The sequence below is a fragment of the Rathayibacter sp. VKM Ac-2759 genome, from assembly GCF_009834225.1.
Classification (GTDB): Bacteria; Actinomycetota; Actinomycetes; order Actinomycetales; family Microbacteriaceae; genus Rathayibacter.
In genome coordinates, this window is record NZ_CP047176.1 from 3,373,371 (window position 1) to 3,392,203 (window position 18,833).

Sequence of the window (18,833 nt, forward strand, 5' to 3'; positions counted from 1 at the left end):
CGCACCTGGCATTCCCGATTCGGCCGCTACAACCCCGACCACCAAATCGTCCAGGCAGCAGAACCCCTGCCACCGCGCTGCTCTGCGGCCGATCAGCGCTTGATCGCCTACCGACCATCACAGCACTAACCACTTGGACACCCAGCACCCCGTCGTATCGTCCAGCAACTCCGCCAGATCCGCCATAGGCCCGCACCTCACCCGCTCCTTACGCTGGCGCCATGCTCATCGACGAGTACGACTCCCGCACCCCGCCCGTACCGCTCGCGCCGCAGATCCCGGACCAGCTGACGATCACCCTCTGGGACTTCTCCTGGTACGTGCGCACCGGCCCGGGCGAGCCGTTTGAAGACCTGGACGCCGCCTTCGCGGGCGCCACAGAGCGCGGGTACAACACGATCCGCATCTGCGCGATGCCGTTCCTGCTGTTCGGCACGGACATCGACACGAGCGCGCTCAAGCTCGGCCCGCTCGGCGGCGGGTACGCGCAGCGGGTGCGCTGGTACGACGTCAAGGCGCCGACCGTCATCGACGCGCGACAGCACCTCCTGAAGCTGTTCGAGGCGGCGAAGCGGCACGACGTGTTCGTGATCGTTTCGTCCTGGGAGTACCAGCAGTCCTCCTCCTTCGCGGAGGATCGCGCGTGGTTCGACGCGCTGATGTCCATCGCCCCGGAGGAGCGTGCTGAGCGGCTGGCGGAGGCGCACGCGGGACTCGTCGCGTTCCTCAAGCAGCACGACCTCGACGACCGCATCGCCTTCGTCGAGCTGCACAACGAGGTCCAGGCCGGCCACCTCACCGCGGGGCTCGAGTACAGCAACCTCGATGAAGCCACCCTCGCCCTCCGCCCCCGCCTCACCCGCGGCATCGACCGCTTCCACGAGCTCGCGCCCGGCGTCCCCTGCTCGGTCAACTACGCGCACGTGCCCGTCGGCGGCATGCGCGGGATCCCGTGGAACTCCGACGTGCTCGTCGTGCACCCCTACATCTACGGGGTGCTCGACGACTTCATCCGCGACTTCGCGCTGCGGCGGCCGATCGAGGAGTTCGCGCAGGAGAAAGCCGCAGAGACCTTCCTGCTCGACGGGGCGCCTCCGATCGCGGAGTGGACGCTGCCGCCGGAGTCGCAGTGGAAGCTGACCGCGACCATCGTCGGCAAGGGCGAGATCTACGCGCACGACTGGGGAGACGCGCAGCAGATCGACCGGTTCCTCTACGAGCACTACGGCCGCCACCAGCTCGAGATGGAGGCGACGCTCACGACGTGGATCGCGGTCGCGGCCGATCACGCGGCGATGCGCGGTATCCCCCTCGTCTTCGGGGAGGGCTGGGTCGGCTACACGCCGCTCGAGGGCCGCTTCGAGGAAGGACCGATCGGCGCCGAGTACTGCCGGCTCGCGATGCGCGAGTCGCGGCGGGTCGGCGCCCGGGGCTCGATCGTCTGCTCGAATGCGGCGCCGCAGCACCCGATGTGGGAGGACGTCGCCCTGCAGCTCGAGTGCAACGCCCTCTTCACCGGAGCGCGCTGACCCTCAGCCCTTCCCCTCGCGCCGGTACCGGATCGGCGGCATGCCGTGCACCGAGGTGAACTGGCGCGCGAAGTAGAACGGGTCGGCGTAGCCGACGCGGGCGGCGATCTGCGCGACGGGCAGGTCGGTGGTGTCGAGCAGCTCGCGCGCCCGCGCCATGCGCAGCTGCGTCTGGTACTTCAGCGGCGACGATCCCGTCTCCTGGCGGAACCGGGCGGCGAAGTGCGACGGGCTCAGCCGCGCCATCCGCGCGAGATCGGCGATCGAGATCTGGTCGGTGACGTGCTGGCGCAGGTACTCGATCGCCTGGTCGATCGCCGAGACCCGCGGCGCCCCGGCCGTCCGCTCGGCGCAGAGCAGGGCCATCAGGTGCCAGGCGGCCCCGGAGGCGGCCAGCGTGCTCGCGAAGGTCTGGTCGCGCTCCATGGCCTGCACGACCTCCTCGACGAGGGCGACGATGCGGAAGGTGTCGGAGAGCTCGCGCACCGGCGCCGCGGCCGTCACTCCGGCGACCCGCAGGAACTCGGCGAGGTCGCGGCCGACCACGTGCAGCCACCAGAGTGTCCAGGGGGCGGCGGTGTCGGCGCCGTAGGAGTGCGGGGTGCCCTGAGGCAGGATCACGACCTGACCGGCCCGCACGGGGTGCCGGACCCCGCCGACCTCGCACCAGCCGGCACCGTGGGTGCAGACCAGGATGATGCCCTCGCCGATCCCCTCGGTCCGCGTCCTGCCGTGCGCGCGGGCCTCGGGGAAGTAGCCGGAATCGGTGACCACGAGGTGCGAGGCACCGGGACCGGCGAGGACGGCCTGCACGCGCGGCCGCGGCATCACCAGCAGCCGCTGCCCGGGGAATCCGTCGGTGATCGCCATCCGGCCAGCCTGGTGCACCGTCGTCGTTCCGTCCAGGCACGCCGCCGGATCGGTCGTTCCACCGCGCACCGGCCGTTCCTACGCTGAGGCCATGCTCACCGCCGAGTCGACCCTGGTCCTCCCTCCCGTCCCCGTCGATCAGGCCGGCGCGGGCGTCGCCGCCTGGGCGGAGCCGCTCGTGATCGACACGTACCTGCCGGGCGAGCCGGACCGCTATCCCGCGTTCCTCGACTCCCGCGTCTACCAGGGGTCGTCGGGGCGGGTGTTCCCCCTCCCCTTCCACGAGCGGATCGCGGCCGAGAAGGCTCCGCACGCGTGGGACGCGGTGCACCTCGAGAACCGCTGGCTGCGGCTCGTCGTGCTCCCCCAGCTCGGCGGCCGGCTGCACATCGCCTACGACAAGAGCGCCGACTACGACGTCTTCTACCGCAACAACGTGATCAAGCCCGCGCTGGTCGGGCTCGCCGGCCCGTGGATCTCGGGCGGGATCGAGTTCAACTGGCCGCAGCACCACCGGCCCGCGACCTTCCTGCCCACCGACGTCTCGATCGAGCGGGAGGACGACGGCGCCGTGACGGTCTGGTGCTCCGACCACGATCCGTTCGCGCGGATGAAGGGGATGCACGGGATCCGCCTCCGCCCCGACTCCTCGCTCATCGAGGCGCGCGTGCGCCTGTTCAACCGCAGCGACGAGACGCAGACGTTCCTCTGGTGGGCGAACGTCGCAGCCGCGGTGAACGACGACTACCAGTCGTTCTTCCCGACCGACGTCGAGTACGTCGCCGACCACGCCAAGCGGGCGGTCGTCTCGTTCCCCCGGGTCGAGGGCGAGTACTACGGAGTGGACTACCCGGCCCGCGTCGACGCGGAGCATCCCGACGCCGACCGGCTCGACTGGTACCGCAACATCCCGGTGCCGACCTCGTACATGGTGACCGAGACGGCCGACGCCTTCTTCGGCGGCTACGACCACGGCCGCCGCGCGGGCTTCGTGCACTGGGCCGACCGCGCGATCTCGCCCGGCAAGAAGCAGTGGACCTGGGGCGACGCTGCGTTCGGCCACGCCTGGGACGCGAACCTCACCGACGGCGACGGCCCCTACGTCGAGCTGATGGCCGGCGTCTACACCGACAACCAGCCCGACTTCGCGTTCCTCGCTCCGGGCGAGACCAAGGCCTTCAGCCAGTACTGGTACCCGATCACCGAGATCGGGCCGGCGCAGCAGGCGACGCGCGACGCGGCGCTGCGCATCGACCTGGTCGACGAGTCGGTGCTGCGGATCGGCGTGGCGGTCACGGCGGTCCGCTCCGGTCTCGAGATCACGGTGAGCGGAGGCGTCGCCACGCTCCACGACGCGGCGCCCGGCTCTCCGGTGGTCGCCGACCGTCCCGTGCCGCCGGGCGTCCGGCTCGCCGATCTCGTGGTCGAGGTGCGGCACGAGGGACGCCTGCTCGTCGCGGTCCGCGGCTCCGCCCTCGAGCGCACCGAGCGACGCAGCGAGGCACCCGCGCCCGCCGTCGCGCCGCCGAGGCCGGCCGAGGTCGGCACCGTCGACGAGCTGTTCCTGATCGGGCAGTACCTCGAGCAGTACCGCCACGCCACGCGCTCCCCCGAGCCGTACTGGGAGGAGGCGCTGCGCCGCGATCCCGGCGACCTGCGCAGCAACGTGGCGCTCGCCGCCCGCCGCCACGGCGCCGCCCGCTACGAGGAGGCGCTGGTGCTCCTCCGCAGAGCCCTCGCGCGCCAGCTCGCCTGGGCGCCGAACCCCGCCGACGGCGAGGCGCACTACCGCCTCGGCCTCACCCTGCGGAGACTGGGTCGCGCGGAGGAGGCGGCGGAGGCGTTCGCGAAGGCCGCCTGGAACGCCGCGTGGGTCGCCCCCGCCTCGCTCGCTCTCGCCCGGATCGCCGGCGCCGCCGACCCCGCCCGCGCCGAGGAGCTGCTGCGCACGGTGCTGCGGTACGACGCCGAGAACCTGCAGGCGCGCGATCTGCTGGTGCTCAACCTCCGGGCCCTGGGGCGGTCGGAGGAGGCGGACACGCTTCTGCAGGAGACCCTCGCGCTCGACCCGCTCGACCAGTGGGCGCGGCACCTGGCGGGCGGGCCGCTCACCGCCGATGCGCCGACGCTGCTCGACATCGCGCTCGAGTACGCGTCGGCGGGCTTCGTCGACGAGGCGCTCGAGGTCCTCGACCTGGCCGACAGCGGCACCACCGCGCTCGGGCAGGTCAACGTCGGCCCGCTGATCGCGTACCACCGCGCGGCCCTCCTCGGCCGGGCCGCTCCGGAGGCGCGCCACCGCGACGCGACGCACTGCCTCCCCTCGCGGCTCGACGACATCGCGGTGCTCGAGGAGGCGGTCGCACGAGACCCGCGCGACGGACTGGCCTGGTCGCTGCTCGGCAGCTGGCGCTACGACCGCGGTCGCGGCGCCGACGCCATCGACGCCTGGCACGCGGCGCTCGCGGGCGACCTCGACGACTCGGCCGCTGCGCTCGTCGAGCGCAACCTCGGAGTCGCCGCCCACAACGTGCTGCACGACCCGGATCTCGCCGCGCGCCACTACGCCTCCGCCCGCCAACGCCTGCCCGGCGACGCCCGGCTGCTGTTCGAGGCCGACCAGCTGGCCGAGCGCCGCGGCGAGAGCGCCGCCTCCCGGCTCGCGGCCCTCGAGGCGCAGCCCGCGCTCGTCGAGGAGCGCGACGACCTCAGCGTCGTCTCCGCGCGGCTGCTCACCGCCGTCGGCCGGCACGACGAGGCGCTGCGGGCGATCGCGTCGCGCCGGTTCCAGCCGTGGGAGGGCGGCGAGGGCCAGGTGCTCGGCGCCTGGGACGACGCCTCCCTCGCGGCGGCGCGTGCGGCCGCGGATCCCGAGACCGCGCGATCCCTCGTGATGGCGGCGCTGACGCCTCCGCCGACCCTCGGAGAGGCCAGGCATCCCCTCGCGACGACCGCGGAGCTGCACCTCGCGCTCGGCGACGCGCTCGCGGCCTGCGGCGACACCGCCGGCGCGCGGGAGGCCTGGGCGGAGTCGTCGCGCGCGACCCGCGACTTCGCCGGCATGGCGGCCCAGCCGTTCACCGAGCGCAGCGCCGCGGCGATCCTCGCCCTCGCGCGCCTCGGCGACGAGCGGGGCGCGACCGACGTCCTCGACCGCTTCGAGGCCTTCGTCGACGAGCTCGCCGCCACCCCCGGCGAGGTCGACTACTTCGCGACCTCGCTGCCGACGATGCTGCTGTTCCACACCGATCCGCAGCAGCTCCGCGACGCCGAGGTGGCGCAGCTGCGCCGGGTCGCCGCCGACCTGCGCGCGACGCTCCCCGAGGTGCCGTGATCGTCGAGCCCCGCGGCACGGCCGAGCTGCCGCTGCTCGCCGTCACCACCCCCGATCTCGCGCTGGTGTTCGCGCCGAGCTGCGGCGGGCGCCTCCTCTCGCTCGTCGTCGGCGGGCGCGAGCTGCTCTGGCAGAACCCCGAGCTGGTCGATGCGGCGCTGACCCCGATCGTGCCCGTGTCGGCCTGGCCCGCCGGGAAGGGCGGCATGGCGACCTGGGCGAACCTCGGCGGCTCGAAGACGTGGCCCGCGCCCCAGGGCTGGTCCGGGCCGGACGAGTGGGCCGGGCCGCCCGACCGGGTGCTCGACTCGGGCGCCTGGGCCTCGCAGTGGACGCGGGATGCCCCGGGCGTCGAGGTGGTGCTGACGAGCCCGGACGACCCGCGGTCGGGCCTCCGGGTGACGCGGCGCTTCACGATCCCGCGCACCGGCACGTCGTTCACCGAGCGCGTGACGTTCGAGAACGTCTCCGCGACCGAGCGGAGGTGGGCGGTCTGGGAGGTGTGCCAGGTCGCGACCGCGCCCGACGGCGTCGTCGCCGTGCCGCACGATCAGGACCCGATCGAGCTCGACCTCGGCTCGTACGAGGGCGCGGTCTCGTCCTCCCGTGACGGCCGCGACCTGGTCCTCCCCCTCGGCACCGGCGTCGCCAAGCGCGGCTATCCGCGGGCCTCGGGATCCGTGCAGTACCGCGAGCCGTCCGGTGCCTCCCTCCGCCTCGCGACCGACCCCGAGCCCGGCGGTGAGTGGCCCGACGGCGGCTCGAGGGTGGAGGTGTGGCTCCAGCGCCCCACCGCCGCCCCGATCGACGCGCTCGCCGGCCTGCTCCCGTCGGCCCACCTCGTGGAGCTGGAGGTGCTCGGGCCGCTCACCGGGCTGCCGCCCGGCGGACGCAGCGACCTCGCGATCGCGTGGAGCGCCTCCGGCCCGGACGAGGAGCCGTCGTGAGCGAGGTCAGCCCGCCCGCAGCGCGAGGAGCCCGGCGTAGACGGCCATCGACAGCAGGTAGCAGCCGACGATGATCGCGTAGCCCGCGACCTGCACGCGCCGAGAGCTGCCCCGCTCGGTCCACCAGCTGAAGAGCCGGAACGCCCACGGCACGAAGATCCAGCCGAGCAGCTGAGTCGAGACGACGTTGCCGATGAAGAGCGAGAGCCAGAACGGGACGCCGTGGGAGGCGAACAGCGGATCCGCGATGAAGTAGCTCCACAGGAACACGATCGGGTACAGCATCAGCAGCACCAGCAGATTGCTCTTGAACACCGGATCCGGCACCGGCTTGTCCCGCCCGGCCCAGAAGCCGAAGCCGTAGCTCGCGCGCGTCAGCGAGAGCTGCTGGTTGAAGGCCGCCCCGTCGGCGAGCAGAGCCCGGCGCTCGGGCGAGTCGATCCAGCGGTTCAGGTCCGCCTCCGTCGCGAAGCTCAGCACCACGACCCAGTCCTCCTGCAGACCGGGGATCGGACGCTCGACCCGGTGCCCGGCGAAGCCCTCGAAGTGCGACTCCGCCGCCGAGATGCGGCGCTGCCAGGCGAGGAACGCCCCCTCGTCCTCGGGAGCCACCCGAGTCGTGATCAGCACCGACGCCGCCTCGGCGGGGTGCTTCGCCTCCTCGGTGACCAGGTGGACGGCGTCGTTGCCGACGAACAGCCCGTCGATCCGGGCGAGGAGGGCGGCGCGCTCGGGGCTCTGCATCCAGCTGCGCGCGGCATCGCGGTCGCGGAAGCGCTCGATCACGATCCAGTCGACCTGGTGGGGCGGATCCGGTCGGATGCTCTCGCGGCCGAGGAAGCCGTCCCGCCCCTCCAGCCGCGCGCCGACCTCGTCCTGCCACGCCTCGTACCGGGCGTAGTCCGCCTCGGCGAGACGCCGGTGCACGACGAGCGAGACGGGGGCCGACGTGGTGGTCTCCGCCACCGTCAGGCCTTCCGATAGGCGAGCTCGCCCATCACCCAGGTCTGATCCACCGCGCGCTCGTCGCCGACCATCATGATGCCGAACAGCAGCTCGCGGACCGCGTCCTGGGTCAGCTCGCCGCCGTCGTAGGCGAGGCTCTGGTGCCAGGCGGAGGCGGGGGGCCCGGCCGTCCAGTCCAGCGCCACGAAGTCGGCCTCCTTGCCGATGTCGAAGCTGCCGACGAGATCGTCGATGTACAGCGCCTCCGCACCGCCCTTCGTCGCCGAGTAGAAGGCTCGGTAGGGCGAGAGCTTGTTGCGCTCGGACTCGGCGAGGTCCATCTCGCTCGGCACGATGCTGCCGTCGAGGATCGTGTTGTTGAGCATCCCCACCTTGTAGGCGTCCTCGAGCGAGTTCAGGAGGCTGAAGCGGTTGCCGCCGCCCATGTCGGTGCCGAGGCTGAGCAGCACGCGGTGCTCCGGATCGGTCGCGCGGCCCAGGCGGAACAGACCGGAGCCGAGGTAGAGGTTCGACGACGGGCAGAACGCCACGGCCGCTCCCGACCGCGCGAAGCGCCGGAACTCGTCGTTCGAGAGCCACACGCCGTGGCCTCCGGTGAACTTCGGACCGACGAGGTCGTACTTCTCGTACACCGCGAGGTAGTCGTGGCAGTCCTGGTGCAGCGCGAGCACGCCGTGGATCTCGGCGGGGTTCTCGGAGATGTGCGTGTTGATCCAGACGTCGGGGTACTCCTCCTTCAGCCGGCGACAGGCGTCCAGCAGCTCCTCGGAGGCGCCGAACGCGAACCGCGGAGTGATCGCGTAGAGGCTGCGGCCGACCCGGTGGTGCTTCTCGATCAGCGCCCTGCTGTCGTCGTAGAACTGCTCGGGCGTGTTCGCGAAGTACTCGGGACGTGGCGGTCGATGCCGGTGAGGCCGCCGATCATCCTCATGTTGCGCTTCGCCGCCTCCTCGAAGAACACCTCGTTGCAGGTGAGGCTGCCGGTGGTGAACGCCTGCGCCGTCGTGGTGCCCGAGGCGAGCAGGTTGTCGAAGAAGTGCGTGGTGCCCTCGAGCGCGTAGTCGCGGTCGGCGTACTTGTGCTCCTCCGGGAACACCCACTTCTGCAGCCACGGCAGCAGCTGCTCGCCGTAGGCCCCGAGCACGCGGGTCTGCGGCAGATGGATGTGACCGTCGATGAAGCCCGGCACGATGATCCGGTCGGCGATCTCGGTCACCGGCACGTCCGGGTGCTTCGCCGCCAGCTCGGCGTACGGGCCGAAGTCGACGATCAGGCCGTCCTCGAGCACGAGCAGCCCGTCGGCGTGGAACCGGGTGGCCGCCTCCTCGTCGCCCACGTGCTTCCATGGATCGTCGATGAAGTCGAGGAACGTGCCGCGGATCGCCTTCGTGGCCACCGTGTACTCCTTAGCGAGGTGCCCCCGGGCGCGCGCGCGGGATGTCGACAGCCAGCGTGGCAGGCGGGAGGCACCGCCCGGACCCCCCTTTAAGACCCGTGTCGCGCGAGACGCGGAGGCGTCGCCGGATCGAGCGCCACAGCGCTCCGCGACAGGAACGTCCCGATCCCTTGCCGTCGTCCCCGTTCTCTTGGAGTCTTCACTCCATGAGCCTCTTCATCACCTGCCCGGTCGAGAGCGTCGAACGCGCGACCGCCTTCTACACCGCCCTCGGCTGGACTCTCGATGCAGGGATGAGCAGCGAGAGCGCGTCGTGCTTCGAGATCGCACCCGGCCAGTACGTCATGCTCGGCAGCCGCGAGATGTATGCGAGCGTCGGCGGCACCGAGGAGCTGATCGGCGGCCCCGGCACTCCCTCGAAGGTCACGGTCTCCTTCGACCTCGGCAGCCGCGAGGCGGTCGACGAGCTGACCGAGCGCGCGGGCGCCGCCGGCGGGCGGATCGGCGACACCGACGAGTACCCCTTCATGTACCAGCGGCAGTTCGACGACCCGGACGGCTACCACTACTCGCCGTTCTGGATGAAGCCGGACGCCGAGCCCGCGGCCTGAGCGGACGCGCTGCTCGCGATCGTCCGCGCCGCGAGGAGGAGGTCGCCGTGAGGGTGCTCACGGCAGGCCCTCGTCCGAGAGCCCGTCACCACCTCCGGTAGATGCGGTAGGGCCCGTCGGAGTGGACGAGGCTGAACCGGTCGAGCCGCTCGGGGTGCCGCGAGAGCATCCTCGCGATCGTGTCGACGTCGTTGTCCTCGTTCAGGAAGATCCACTCGACGGAGTTCCCCGGGTCCTCCTGCGCTCGGAGGAACGCCTCACCGGCCGCGTAGTCGACGAGCTCGACGAGCGGCAGTCCCAGGTCGAGGACGAAGGGGTTCTGGCTCTCGTCGACGAGGATCCCGCCTCCCTCGTACTCCCCGCCGAGCCAGGTGAACGAGCGGCGGAGATCGGCGAACGCCACGCGCTGGTCGGCGGCCTCGGCGAGCACGGCGACCCGGTCGGGCTCCTGGAGCATCCACAGCGACTGGCCGCCGAGCGCTAAGAGCACCGCCGCGCCGAGAACCGTGCGGAAGCCCCTCCGGGTGGGCCGAGCGCGGCGGGCCGCCTCGATCACCGACTGCACGAGGTATCCGATCAGCACGGAGGTGAAGAGTCCGGCGACCAGGGCGTAGCGCGTGTTCCACCAGCCCGTGGGCAGGGTGTGGTCGCTGTAGATCACCGACTGGCCGGCGGCCAGGCTGACGAGCGAGAACAGTGCCGGCACCGCGGTGAGGCCGAGCAGGAGGAAGCGATCCGAGAGCCCGTCGCGGACGGCGACGAGCACCGCACCGCAGGCGGCCAGCACGGCGGTCACCGGGCCGAAGGCCTGGACGATGCTCCAGCCGTACACGTAGACCGAGATGCCCGGGTTCCCTGCGGTGGTGACGAGGCCCGACTCCGTGATGCCGCGCTGCAGCTCCGCGGCGGAGAACTCGCCGTTCGCGAACTCGAGCGGATTGCCGTAGGTCGCGGCGTTGTAGGCGAGCCACCACGCGATGGCCAGCGCCGACGGCAGCGCCAGCCCGAACGCCGAGGCCGCTGCGGAGCCGATCCGCCGGTCGCGGCGGAACGAGACCACGAGGACGAGCAGCGTGCCGCCCGCGAGCAGCGCCCAGCCCTCGTAGCGCGACATGACCGCGATCGCGAGCGGGATCCCGCAGAAGACCGCGGTCTCCCCGAACGAGTGCCGGCGGCGGGCGGTGACCCAGCGGGCGAGACCGGCGACGCACCCGAGCAGACCGGCGATCAGCACCGGCTCGGTGAGCGGCGTCGTGAACACGTAGAGCACGGCGGGGCTGCTGACGAAGGCCGCCACGGTCACGAGGCGCGCCGTGCGCCCCCCTCGCATCCGAGCGGTGATGCGGTACAGAGCGGAGGCGGAGAGGGCGAGGCAGACCGTCCCGACGATCGCGGCACCGGCTCCGCTGACCCACCAGCCGAAGTCGATCACGAACGGGGCGAGGATCAGGTGGGGCACCGGCAGCCACACCGTGCCCAGCTGCTGGAAACCGGGCGTCGCGCTATCGAAGAGCCGCCGGGCGATGCTCAGGTGCAGCTGCTCGTCGCGGTACGTGATCCCCGCCCCCGACGAGACCGAGACGACCGAGGCGAGGGCGCCGATGACGAGGACGACGACCGAGACCGTCACGCTGCCGGGGACCCGTCGCCCGGCGGGGTGCGCGCCGAGGTCCGACCACCGGGCGCGTGCCCAGGCGGCGACGGAGCGCAGGAGGGCGGTGGCCCGGGGGACGCCGGAGTCGAGCGCGGGCAGCGGATCCGGGGCTGTGGCGGTGTCCATCGGAGTCTTCCGTGTCGATGGAGCAGGGCGAGAAGCGCCTGCCACTCTGTCCTGGAGCCGCGAGGAGTTCTCACACCCGAAGTGGGGTCAGCACGGCCGGGTCTCCCGGCCCGCCGGGCCAGGGGCGGCTCAGGAGGCCGGACTTCGATCCCCGGGACGAGGCGGTTCTACTCAGTGCTGCCGCCCGTCCGGGGCGATCCGGCCGACCCCCAGCCCTACGCTCCCCCCATGGAGTCAGTGCTGCTGGTGCGGAGGCCGACCTCGGCGGACATCACCTCGATGGCCCGCGTGCACGCGGCATCGTGGCGAGAGACGTACCGGGGCGTGATGCGCGACGCCGTGCTCGACGACCTCGACCTCGTCGGTCGGCGAGAGCACTTCTGGACGGCGGCGCTCACGGATCCGCAGTACGCGCAGAACCGGATCGCCGTCGCAGAGCTCGACGGCGCGCTGGTCGGAGTCGCGATGGCCGGACCCGCCCTCGACCCAGACCGAGGCACGACCGACCAGCTGTACCTCCTCTACACGCTCGCCGCCGTGCACGGTCGCGGCGGCGGTGACGCCCTCCTCGAGGCCGTTCTCGACCCCGGAGCCGCCACTGGGCTCTGGGTCACCGACCCGAATCCGCGGGCCCAGGCCTTCTACCGGAGGCACGGCTTCGTCGGCATCGAGTCGAAGGTCGAGGACGGCGTGCGCGAGGTGTGGATGGTGCGCCGTCCGACGGTGTGAGGGGCGGGGCGGCCGGTGGCGCCTCGGCGGCGAAGCGATGCGAGGGCGAGGGCATGACCGAGCCCTCATCCACGCTCTCGCGGAGCTAGACCAGCTCGCTCCTGCCGAGCAGCTGGTGCAGGTCGGTGACTCGCGAGGCCTCGTGGAACCGGTTCGAGTCGGGCCGGTCCAGGTGCACCGCGCGCAGGCCGGCCGCCCGCGCGGCAACGACGTCGAGGTCGTACTCGTCGCCGACGTAGAGCACGGCATCGGGCGCGACGTCGAGACGAGCGCAGGCTCTGGTGAAGATCGCCGGATCGGGCTTCGCGACGCCCAGCCCGTCGGCGGTCAGGACGTCCGGCACGAGTCCGGCGAGCCCCGTACGACGCAGCTTCCCGCTCTGCTGGGCGTCCTGACCGTTCGAGATGATCGCGACGGTGAAGCCCCGGGCGATCAGCTCCTCCAGAACGGGACGCGCGTCCGGGTACGCGGTCCAGCTGTCCTCGTAGGCGGGGAGGTAGCCCTCGCGGAAGCAGCGATCGAGGTCCCCGGGCTCCCCCACGGCACGACCGATGAGAGGCAGGAACTCGCGCAGGCGCTGTCGCCGCTGCTCGTCCCAGCTGATCGAGCCTTCGCGCCAGGACGTCACGTGCTTCTTCTCGATGCGGAACCACTCGGCAGTCAGCTCGGCTGTCGGAGTCGCGTCGAGCGAACGCAGCCAGCGATGCAGGCCGTTCGTCGCGGCTCCCTCGTGGTCGACCAGGGTGCCGTCGAGATCGAACGCGATCAGCGCGGGACGGGTCATGCGCGAACGCTATCGCGACGGTCCCGAGCGCGGGCCGCGCCGGAACGAGTCGGCGTGCCGGGCGGAGCGATGGCTAGGGTCGTGCCGTGCGGTTCCGCGGTGTGCTCCTCGACTTCTACGGCACCCTCGTCAGTGAGGACGACGACGTCATCCGCAGCATCTGCGAGGACATCGCGGCAGAGAGCGGTCGAGCGCCTTCGGACGTCGCGGCGCAGTGGGGCCGCGAGTTCGCGGCCGCGACCGCAGGGGCGACGGGGCGCGAGTTCCGGCCTCAACGCGACATCGCGGTGTCGTCCCTCTCCGCGGTGCTGACCGGCATCGACTCGGACCTCGACGCGGACGAACTCTGCACGCGTCAGTTCGCCTTCTGGCGTGCGCCGGCTCTGCGAGAGGGCTCGCTGGAGTTCCTCCGCTCGTGCGAACTGCCGATCTGCATCGTGTCGAACATCGACCGCGACGATCTCGAGGCGGCGATCGAGAATCACCGACTGCCGCTCTCGCACCTGGTGACGAGCGAGGACGTGCGAGCGTACAAGCCTGATCGGGCCCCCTTCGAGGCCGGCCTGAAGCGTCTCGACCTGGATCCCAGCGAGGTGCTCCACATCGGCGACTCCCTGTCCGCTGACATCGCGGGCGCGAACGCCCTCGGCATCGCCGCTGCCTGGGTCACCCGAGGCGGCCGAGTGGCGCCCGCCACGGCTCGGATCGACTACGAGGTGGCGGACCTCCGCGATCTCCTCCCCGTCCTTGCACCGGCGCGGTGAAGGGGCGCCTACCGTCCCCGAAGCAGCGCGGAGCGGAACGTCCCGCGGTGGCGCCGGAGCTCGGCGCGGTCGCCGGAGGCCCACTCGATCGCCGCTGAAGCGTGCGCTCTCCGTGCAGCACTGGCGCCGGCGTCCGCGAGGATCTCCGACTCCCTCTCGATGATGCGGTTCTGCGCGTCCTCGACGGCGCTCAGCACGACCTCCGGAGAGAAGTCGACGCCGTATCCGTCGACCAGCTCGCGGAGGCGCCGCGCCTGATCCGCCACCGGAACAGCGCCGACCGACTGGACGCACCAGGTCCAGCCCGCGTACCCCACGTCCTCGAGCGGGTCGCCGGCGTGAGCGCTGTCCCAGTCGATGAGCGCCACGGGCAGGCCGCCCGTCACGATGACGTTGTAGGGGCCGGGGTCACCGTGGACCACGCAGGCGCCTCCGGAGGCGAGCGGACTGCGGCGGGTGGACTCGTGCAGCTCGCGCAACAGGGTCTCCACCCGCCGGTAGGCGGCCTCGTCCCGCTGACTCGGGTGGTCGGTCGTGGTCCCGTCGACGAACGAGAAGGAGTCGCGGCCCTTCTCGTCCACGCCCAAGTGGCGCGGAGCCCAGGCCAGACCGGCACCGTTCAGCTCTCGGAGCAGTTGCGCGACGAACGACGAGCGGGGCCCACGCGGGCGCCGCACCGTGTCGCCGATCCGCACCACTCCGGCCGTCGTGTTGCCGCCCACCAGCGCCTCTTCCACGCACACCTCCTCGCGCGTCCCCTCTGCACGGTGCCATACAGGCGGGGCCGACGGGAGGGCAGGGCCGCCGCCGCTGAGGACGGCGGCCCTGGCCGTGACCTCTAGGAGGTGTAGCCGGCCTGGATCGACTCCAGGACCTGGTCGGTGCTCGAGCCGTCGACCCAGTCGACGATCCCCTTGAAGAAGCTGTCCGAGCCGACGGCCTTGGGCATCAGGTCGGACGCGTCGAAGCGGAACGTGGTGTCCTCGCTCTGCAGGATCGAGATCGAGCTGCGGAGCAGGTCGCTGCTCGCGTTCGCCGGGTCGAGGCCGGTGTTGGCCGAGATCACTCCGCCGAGCGAGACGCGGCTGTTCGCCCAGTCGGCGCTCGCCAGGTACTCCTGGACCTTCGCGGTGTCCTCGTCGTCCGAGAACGCGGCGACGAACTCGCCGCCTCCCGTGACGGCCTGGTCGTCGTCGGCGCTGATCGGCGGGGTGAGGAAGGCCCACACATCGCCGTCCTCCGCCACCGTCGCATCGGCGGAGGTGAGGAAGCCCTCGAAGAACGACGCCTGGTGGGTCAGCGCGCAGGAGCCGTTGGCGATGTTCTGCGCGACGTCGCCGAAGGCGGTGGAGTTGATCGACGAGACGTCGCCGTAGCCGGCGTTGACCAGGGTCGGGTCGAGCAGGATCGAGCCGACGGAGTCGAACGCCGTCTTGATCGCCGGGTCGGTGAACGGGGTGTCACCGGCGACCCAGGAGTCGTAGACATCGGGGCCGGCCTCACGCAGCACGGCGTCCTCGATCCAGTCGGTACCGGGCCAGCCCGAGGCGGCGTCCGAGGCGAAGCCCGCGCACCAGGAGGGTCCGCCGGACTTCTCGGCGATCGCCTTGCCGAGCGCCTCCATCTCGTCCCATGTGGTCGGGACCGAGACGCCCCACTCCGCGAACTTCGCCGGCGAGTACCAGATGTAGCCCTTGACGGACGCCATCAGCGGCGCGCCGTACTGGGTGCCGTCGACCTGGCCGTACTTCTGCCAGTCCTCCGACCAGTTCTCCTGGACGTTCGCGAGGGCGCCCTCGGGCAGCTCCTTCACCTTGCCGGAGGCGACCGTGTCGGCGAGCAGACCGGGCTGCGGGAAGATCGCGAGGTCGGGCACGTCGCCGCCCTGCACCTTGATGCCGATCTGCTGCTCGAAGCCCTTGTCGCCCGTGTACTTGATGTCGATCCCCGACTCCTCCTCCCAGTCCGCCCAGGACTGCTCGAGGAGGGTCGCCTCGTCGCCGTTGATGGTGCCGTAGATGTTGACGACGCCGTCGCCCGCGGCCGCGGTTCCGCCGCTGCCGCCGCCGGCGTTGGGGTCGTTGGGGTCGCTGCTGCTCGAGCAGCCCGCGAGAGCGAGACCGGCCGCCGCGAGAACGGCGATCGGCAGGGTGATACGACGGTGCAGGGATGCCCGCATGGTTCCTCCTCGTTGAGTGGTGATGTCGCCGGGGACTCTTCGGGCCGACTACCCGCGCGACTCGCGCCCGGTCGAGATCGGACATCGTGTCCTGAGCAGGATACGTGTGGAGAGAGCGCTCTCACGAGTCACGATTCGGTCTCGGCGGGGAGTGACGGTGTGAGCCCCCGGGAGGCGCGGTGACGTGTCCCGGGAGAGGCGAGTTCCCGTGGACGTCGGGACATCCCCGCTCGGCACGTTCACCCGATCGGGCGGGCGCGTCAGAACGGCGGTGGGCCGTCGGTGAATCGCGGGGGTGGTGCGGGTGGTCGCCCGGGGAGCGCGGGAGGCCGGGTGGTGACGCGCCGGCCGGTGGGGGTGGTCCACTCGGCGGTGCCGTCGGGGTGGAGGCGGTAGGTCCAGCGGTCGCCGTGGCGGACGTGGTGGTGGGCGGTGCAGAGGGAGGCGAGGTTCTCGAGCGCGGTCTCTCCGCCGTTCCGCCATTCGAGAGTGTGGTCGGCTTCGCTGGTGGAGGCTCGGCGGGTGCAGCCGGGGAAGCGGCAGGTCTGGTCGCGCAGCTGCAAGGCGAGACGCATCTGCGCGGGCGGGACGCGGTGGGTGCGGCCGACGGAGACGACCGCACCGGCGTCCGGGTCGGTGAGGACGCGGGTGAACGTGGCGGCGACTCCCGCGAGTTCCCGGGCGACGGTGGCGGGGATCGCGCCGTAGCCGTCGAGGTCGGCGGGAGCGTCGTCGAGCCCAGCTGCGGTGCTCGCGGCGAGCGTGAGGCGCACTTCTGCGCGCACTCCGGGCACGAACGTCGGCGGAGCCTTCGTCCCGTCGCTGATGGGGGTGGTGCCGATGATGTCGCCGTCGCAGAGCAGATCGGCGAGCGCGTCGGCGCGCAGCTGTGAGAGGGTCCGCTCGTCACCTGAGCCGCGGACGGCGTCGGTGCTGTCGACCCCGTCGCGGAGGGTTCGGGCGATGCGGTCGAGGCGGTGGTACACGCCGACCGCGGCGGCGGCCGGGAGGAGGGCGGTGAGTGTGGCCATCCCGTCGATCTCGGGGGTGAGCCAGACGCCGCGGTCCTCTCTGGCCCGCGCGTGTCGCTCGGCGAGGGGCTTCGCGTGCAGCTCGTCACGCAACCGGTCCACCGCTCGTCGCAGCTGGGTCGGGGTCTTGGTGAGGGCGAGGTCGGCGGCGCGTTCGTCGAACTCGGCGCGGGACTCCTTCGGCAGCAGCGCGGCGGCCGAGCAGATCACCTCACCCGCCCGCCACCGGATCCGGGCCGCGGCCAGCGCCGCGCGAGTGCGGGGCAGGTCCTCGACCAGCAGATGCGCGCGCTCGAGTTCCCGCGCCAGTTCCCACTCCGACACCCCTGACCCGGTCGCGAGTTCGGCGCGGAGGGACCGCTCAACGAGATCGTGGGACTCGCGGTTCGACCGGCCGCCGCGAGCGAAGGCGAGGGGGAACGCGAGCCCCTGCCGGTACACCTCGTAGAGGCGTTCGGCGGAGGCGAGGAGGTCGAGGGACGCGTGGCGAGCGAGCCGGCCGACCTCGTCGGCGCCCTCGCGGATGTCGTCGAGTGACGCCTCCGCGGGTCGGGTCTCTGCTGCAACTGCCATACGGATATCGAAGCAAGAACCACCGACACCCAGGACGGAAGAGCGCCAGATCCGGACAACTCGCGCGCCACTAAGGGCTGTGGAGGAAGGATCCGCGGTCGGGAGACGACCTGCCCACTCGGCTGCCGGCGCTGGTGGGTCTCGATACGCCCGTCCGGGGCTACTCGACCAGCACGTACAGGACAGGCGTCAGCCGGGCAGTCGAGGAAGCAGGCCGCCGCGAGGACGCGACCACCGAGCCCCTCCTCGCACGAGCACCGCAGCACGAAGGAGCCGCCGCCCGCTACCGGTCGATCGACGCCATGTTCGCCTCGTCGTGCCGCTCCCCGGCGGCCGGCTCGAGCGCGTTCAGGCGGTCGAGCTGCTCCGGGCTCAGCTCGACGGCGTCGGCGGCGGTGTTCTCCTCCACGCGGGCCACGCGGCGAGTGCCGGGGATGGGCGCGATGTCGTCGCCGCGAGTGAGGATCCAGGCGAGCGCGGTCTGCGCGGGAGTCGCGCCGATCTCGGCACCGACGGCACGGACCTCGTCGACGAGAGCGAGGTTGCGGTCGAAGTTCTCGCCCACGAAGCGCGGGTTGGTCTTGCGCCAGTCGCCGTCGGGGATGTCCGCAGCGGAGCGTAGCTGCCCGGTGAGCAGCCCGTGGCCGAGCGGGGAGTAGGGGACGAAGCCGATGCCCAGCTCGCGCAGCAGCGGCAGGATCTCGTCCTCGACGTCGCGGGTCCACAGGGAGTACTCCGTCCGGAGCGCCGAGACCGGCTGCACGGCGTGGGCGCGGCGGATCGTCTCGGGCGACGCCTCGAGAGTCCGAAGTGCAGCACCTTGCCCTCCGCGATCAGGTCGGCGACGGCTCCGGCGGTCTCCTCGATCGGCGTGCGCCGGTCGACCCGGTGCTGGTAGCAGAGGTCGATGCGGTCGGTGCCCAGGCGCTCGAGGGAGCCCTCGACCGCGGCCCTCACGTTGGCGGCGCTGCTGTCGACGGTGCCGGGTCCGCCTCCGGAGTGCGAGACGAGACCGAACTTGGTGGCGATCACCACCTGATCGCGACGGCCCCTGATTGCGCGGCCGACCACCTCCTCGCTGTGGAAGGGGCCGTAGATCTCGGCGGTGTCGATGTGGGTGACGCCGAGATCGAGGGCGCGCTGGACGGTGCGGATCGACTCGTCGTCGTCGAGGCCGCCGCCGGTCGTGTAGGTTCCGGCCATGGTCATCGCGCCGAGGCCTATGCGCGAGACCTCGAGGCCTCCGAGTCGTGCGTTCGTCATCTGCGTCTTCTCTCGTCGAGTGCGGGGATGCCTCCACTCTCGGCTCCCGCCGCGAGGGGAGGGAGCCCCTGCCGACA

General features: G+C 72.0%; 15 protein-coding genes and 1 pseudogene. 6 read left to right on the forward strand and 10 right to left on the reverse strand.

Annotation, left to right across the window (positions count from 1 at the left end; translation table 11 throughout):
• Positions 1-221 precede the first annotated feature (221 nt).
• A complete protein-coding gene (locus GSU68_RS15795; RefSeq protein WP_159909612.1) occupies positions 222-1,529 on the forward strand; it encodes a cellulase-like family protein in 1,308 nt (435 codons plus the stop codon).
• A 3-nt stretch (positions 1,530-1,532) separates the two neighbouring features.
• Here GSU68_RS15795 and GSU68_RS15800 read toward each other — a convergent pair whose 3' ends face one another.
• Positions 1,533-2,399: an AraC family transcriptional regulator gene (locus GSU68_RS15800; protein WP_159909613.1), complete on the reverse strand. Its 867-nt coding sequence runs from the start codon at positions 2,397-2,399 to the stop codon at positions 1,533-1,535.
• Positions 2,400-2,490: 91 nt separating this feature from the next.
• Between GSU68_RS15800 and GSU68_RS15805 the strand changes: the two genes are divergently transcribed.
• Together GSU68_RS15805 and GSU68_RS15810 are read left to right on the forward strand one after the other, a co-directional pair.
• Positions 2,491-5,733, forward strand: a complete 3,243-nt coding sequence (locus tag GSU68_RS15805; protein ID WP_159909614.1) for a DUF5107 domain-containing protein — start codon at positions 2,491-2,493, stop codon at positions 5,731-5,733.
• Positions 5,730-6,680, forward strand: a complete 951-nt coding sequence (locus GSU68_RS15810; protein ID WP_159909615.1) for a DUF4380 domain-containing protein — start codon at positions 5,730-5,732, stop codon at positions 6,678-6,680. Before GSU68_RS15805 ends, GSU68_RS15810 begins: the two co-directional genes overlap by 4 nt.
• Positions 6,681-6,686: 6 nt before the next feature.
• Here GSU68_RS15810 and GSU68_RS15815 read toward each other — a convergent pair whose 3' ends face one another.
• The 3 genes from GSU68_RS15815 to GSU68_RS20090 are packed head-to-tail and all read right to left on the reverse strand — an operon-like array spanning position 6,687 to position 9,042.
• Positions 6,687-7,646 carry an antibiotic biosynthesis monooxygenase gene (locus tag GSU68_RS15815; RefSeq protein ID WP_208544593.1) on the reverse strand — a complete coding sequence of 320 codons (960 nt, stop codon included), beginning with the start codon at positions 7,644-7,646 and terminating at the stop codon, positions 6,687-6,689.
• Positions 7,647-7,648: 2 nt separating this feature from the next.
• A complete protein-coding gene (locus tag GSU68_RS19940) occupies positions 7,649-8,485 on the reverse strand; it encodes an amidohydrolase family protein (RefSeq protein ID WP_279631069.1) in 837 nt (278 codons plus the stop codon).
• Positions 8,482-9,042 (reverse strand): amidohydrolase family protein, encoded by a 561-nt coding sequence (locus GSU68_RS20090; RefSeq protein ID WP_208544594.1) that lies wholly within the window; start codon positions 9,040-9,042, stop codon positions 8,482-8,484. Before GSU68_RS20090 ends, GSU68_RS19940 begins: the two co-directional genes overlap by 4 nt.
• Positions 9,043-9,248: 206 nt before the next feature.
• Here GSU68_RS20090 and GSU68_RS15825 point away from each other — a divergent pair, with 206 nt between their 5' ends.
• Positions 9,249-9,653 carry a VOC family protein gene (locus GSU68_RS15825; RefSeq protein ID WP_159909616.1) on the forward strand — a complete coding sequence of 135 codons (405 nt, stop codon included), beginning with the start codon at positions 9,249-9,251 and terminating at the stop codon, positions 9,651-9,653.
• A gap of 85 nt (positions 9,654-9,738) precedes the next feature.
• On the opposite strand, the gene GSU68_RS15830 is transcribed toward GSU68_RS15825, so the two are convergent.
• The gene (locus GSU68_RS15830; RefSeq protein WP_159909617.1) at positions 9,739-11,433 is read right to left on the reverse strand and encodes a hypothetical protein; all 1,695 of its coding nucleotides are present in this window, start codon (positions 11,431-11,433) and stop codon (positions 9,739-9,741) included.
• A gap of 228 nt (positions 11,434-11,661) precedes the next feature.
• Here GSU68_RS15830 and GSU68_RS15835 point away from each other — a divergent pair, with 228 nt between their 5' ends.
• Positions 11,662-12,162, forward strand: coding sequence for a GNAT family N-acetyltransferase (locus tag GSU68_RS15835; protein WP_244259308.1), 501 nt, complete (start codon positions 11,662-11,664; stop codon positions 12,160-12,162).
• An 85-nt stretch (positions 12,163-12,247) separates the two neighbouring features.
• On the opposite strand, the gene GSU68_RS15840 is transcribed toward GSU68_RS15835, so the two are convergent.
• Positions 12,248-12,946, reverse strand: coding sequence for an HAD family hydrolase (locus GSU68_RS15840; protein WP_244259309.1), 699 nt, complete (start codon positions 12,944-12,946; stop codon positions 12,248-12,250).
• 86 nt (positions 12,947-13,032) lie between these two features.
• Between GSU68_RS15840 and GSU68_RS15845 the strand changes: the two genes are divergently transcribed.
• Positions 13,033-13,710 carry an HAD family hydrolase gene (locus GSU68_RS15845; protein ID WP_159909618.1) on the forward strand — a complete coding sequence of 226 codons (678 nt, stop codon included), beginning with the start codon at positions 13,033-13,035 and terminating at the stop codon, positions 13,708-13,710.
• Between the two features lie 8 nt (positions 13,711-13,718).
• On the opposite strand, the gene GSU68_RS15850 is transcribed toward GSU68_RS15845, so the two are convergent.
• From GSU68_RS15850 to GSU68_RS15865, 4 genes and pseudogenes are all read right to left on the reverse strand, one after another.
• On the reverse strand, positions 13,719-14,447 hold the full coding sequence (locus GSU68_RS15850) for an aminoglycoside phosphotransferase family protein (protein ID WP_159909619.1): 729 nt from the start codon (positions 14,445-14,447) through the stop codon (positions 13,719-13,721).
• Positions 14,448-14,548: 101 nt separating this feature from the next.
• Positions 14,549-15,889, reverse strand: a complete 1,341-nt coding sequence (locus GSU68_RS15855) for an extracellular solute-binding protein (RefSeq protein WP_159909620.1) — start codon at positions 15,887-15,889, stop codon at positions 14,549-14,551.
• A gap of 260 nt (positions 15,890-16,149) precedes the next feature.
• The gene (locus GSU68_RS15860) at positions 16,150-17,493 is read right to left on the reverse strand and encodes an HNH endonuclease signature motif containing protein (RefSeq protein ID WP_159909621.1); all 1,344 of its coding nucleotides are present in this window, start codon (positions 17,491-17,493) and stop codon (positions 16,150-16,152) included.
• A 283-nt stretch (positions 17,494-17,776) separates the two neighbouring features.
• Positions 17,777-18,756, reverse strand: a pseudogene (locus GSU68_RS15865) (aldo/keto reductase).
• Positions 18,757-18,833: the final 77 nt, after the last annotated feature.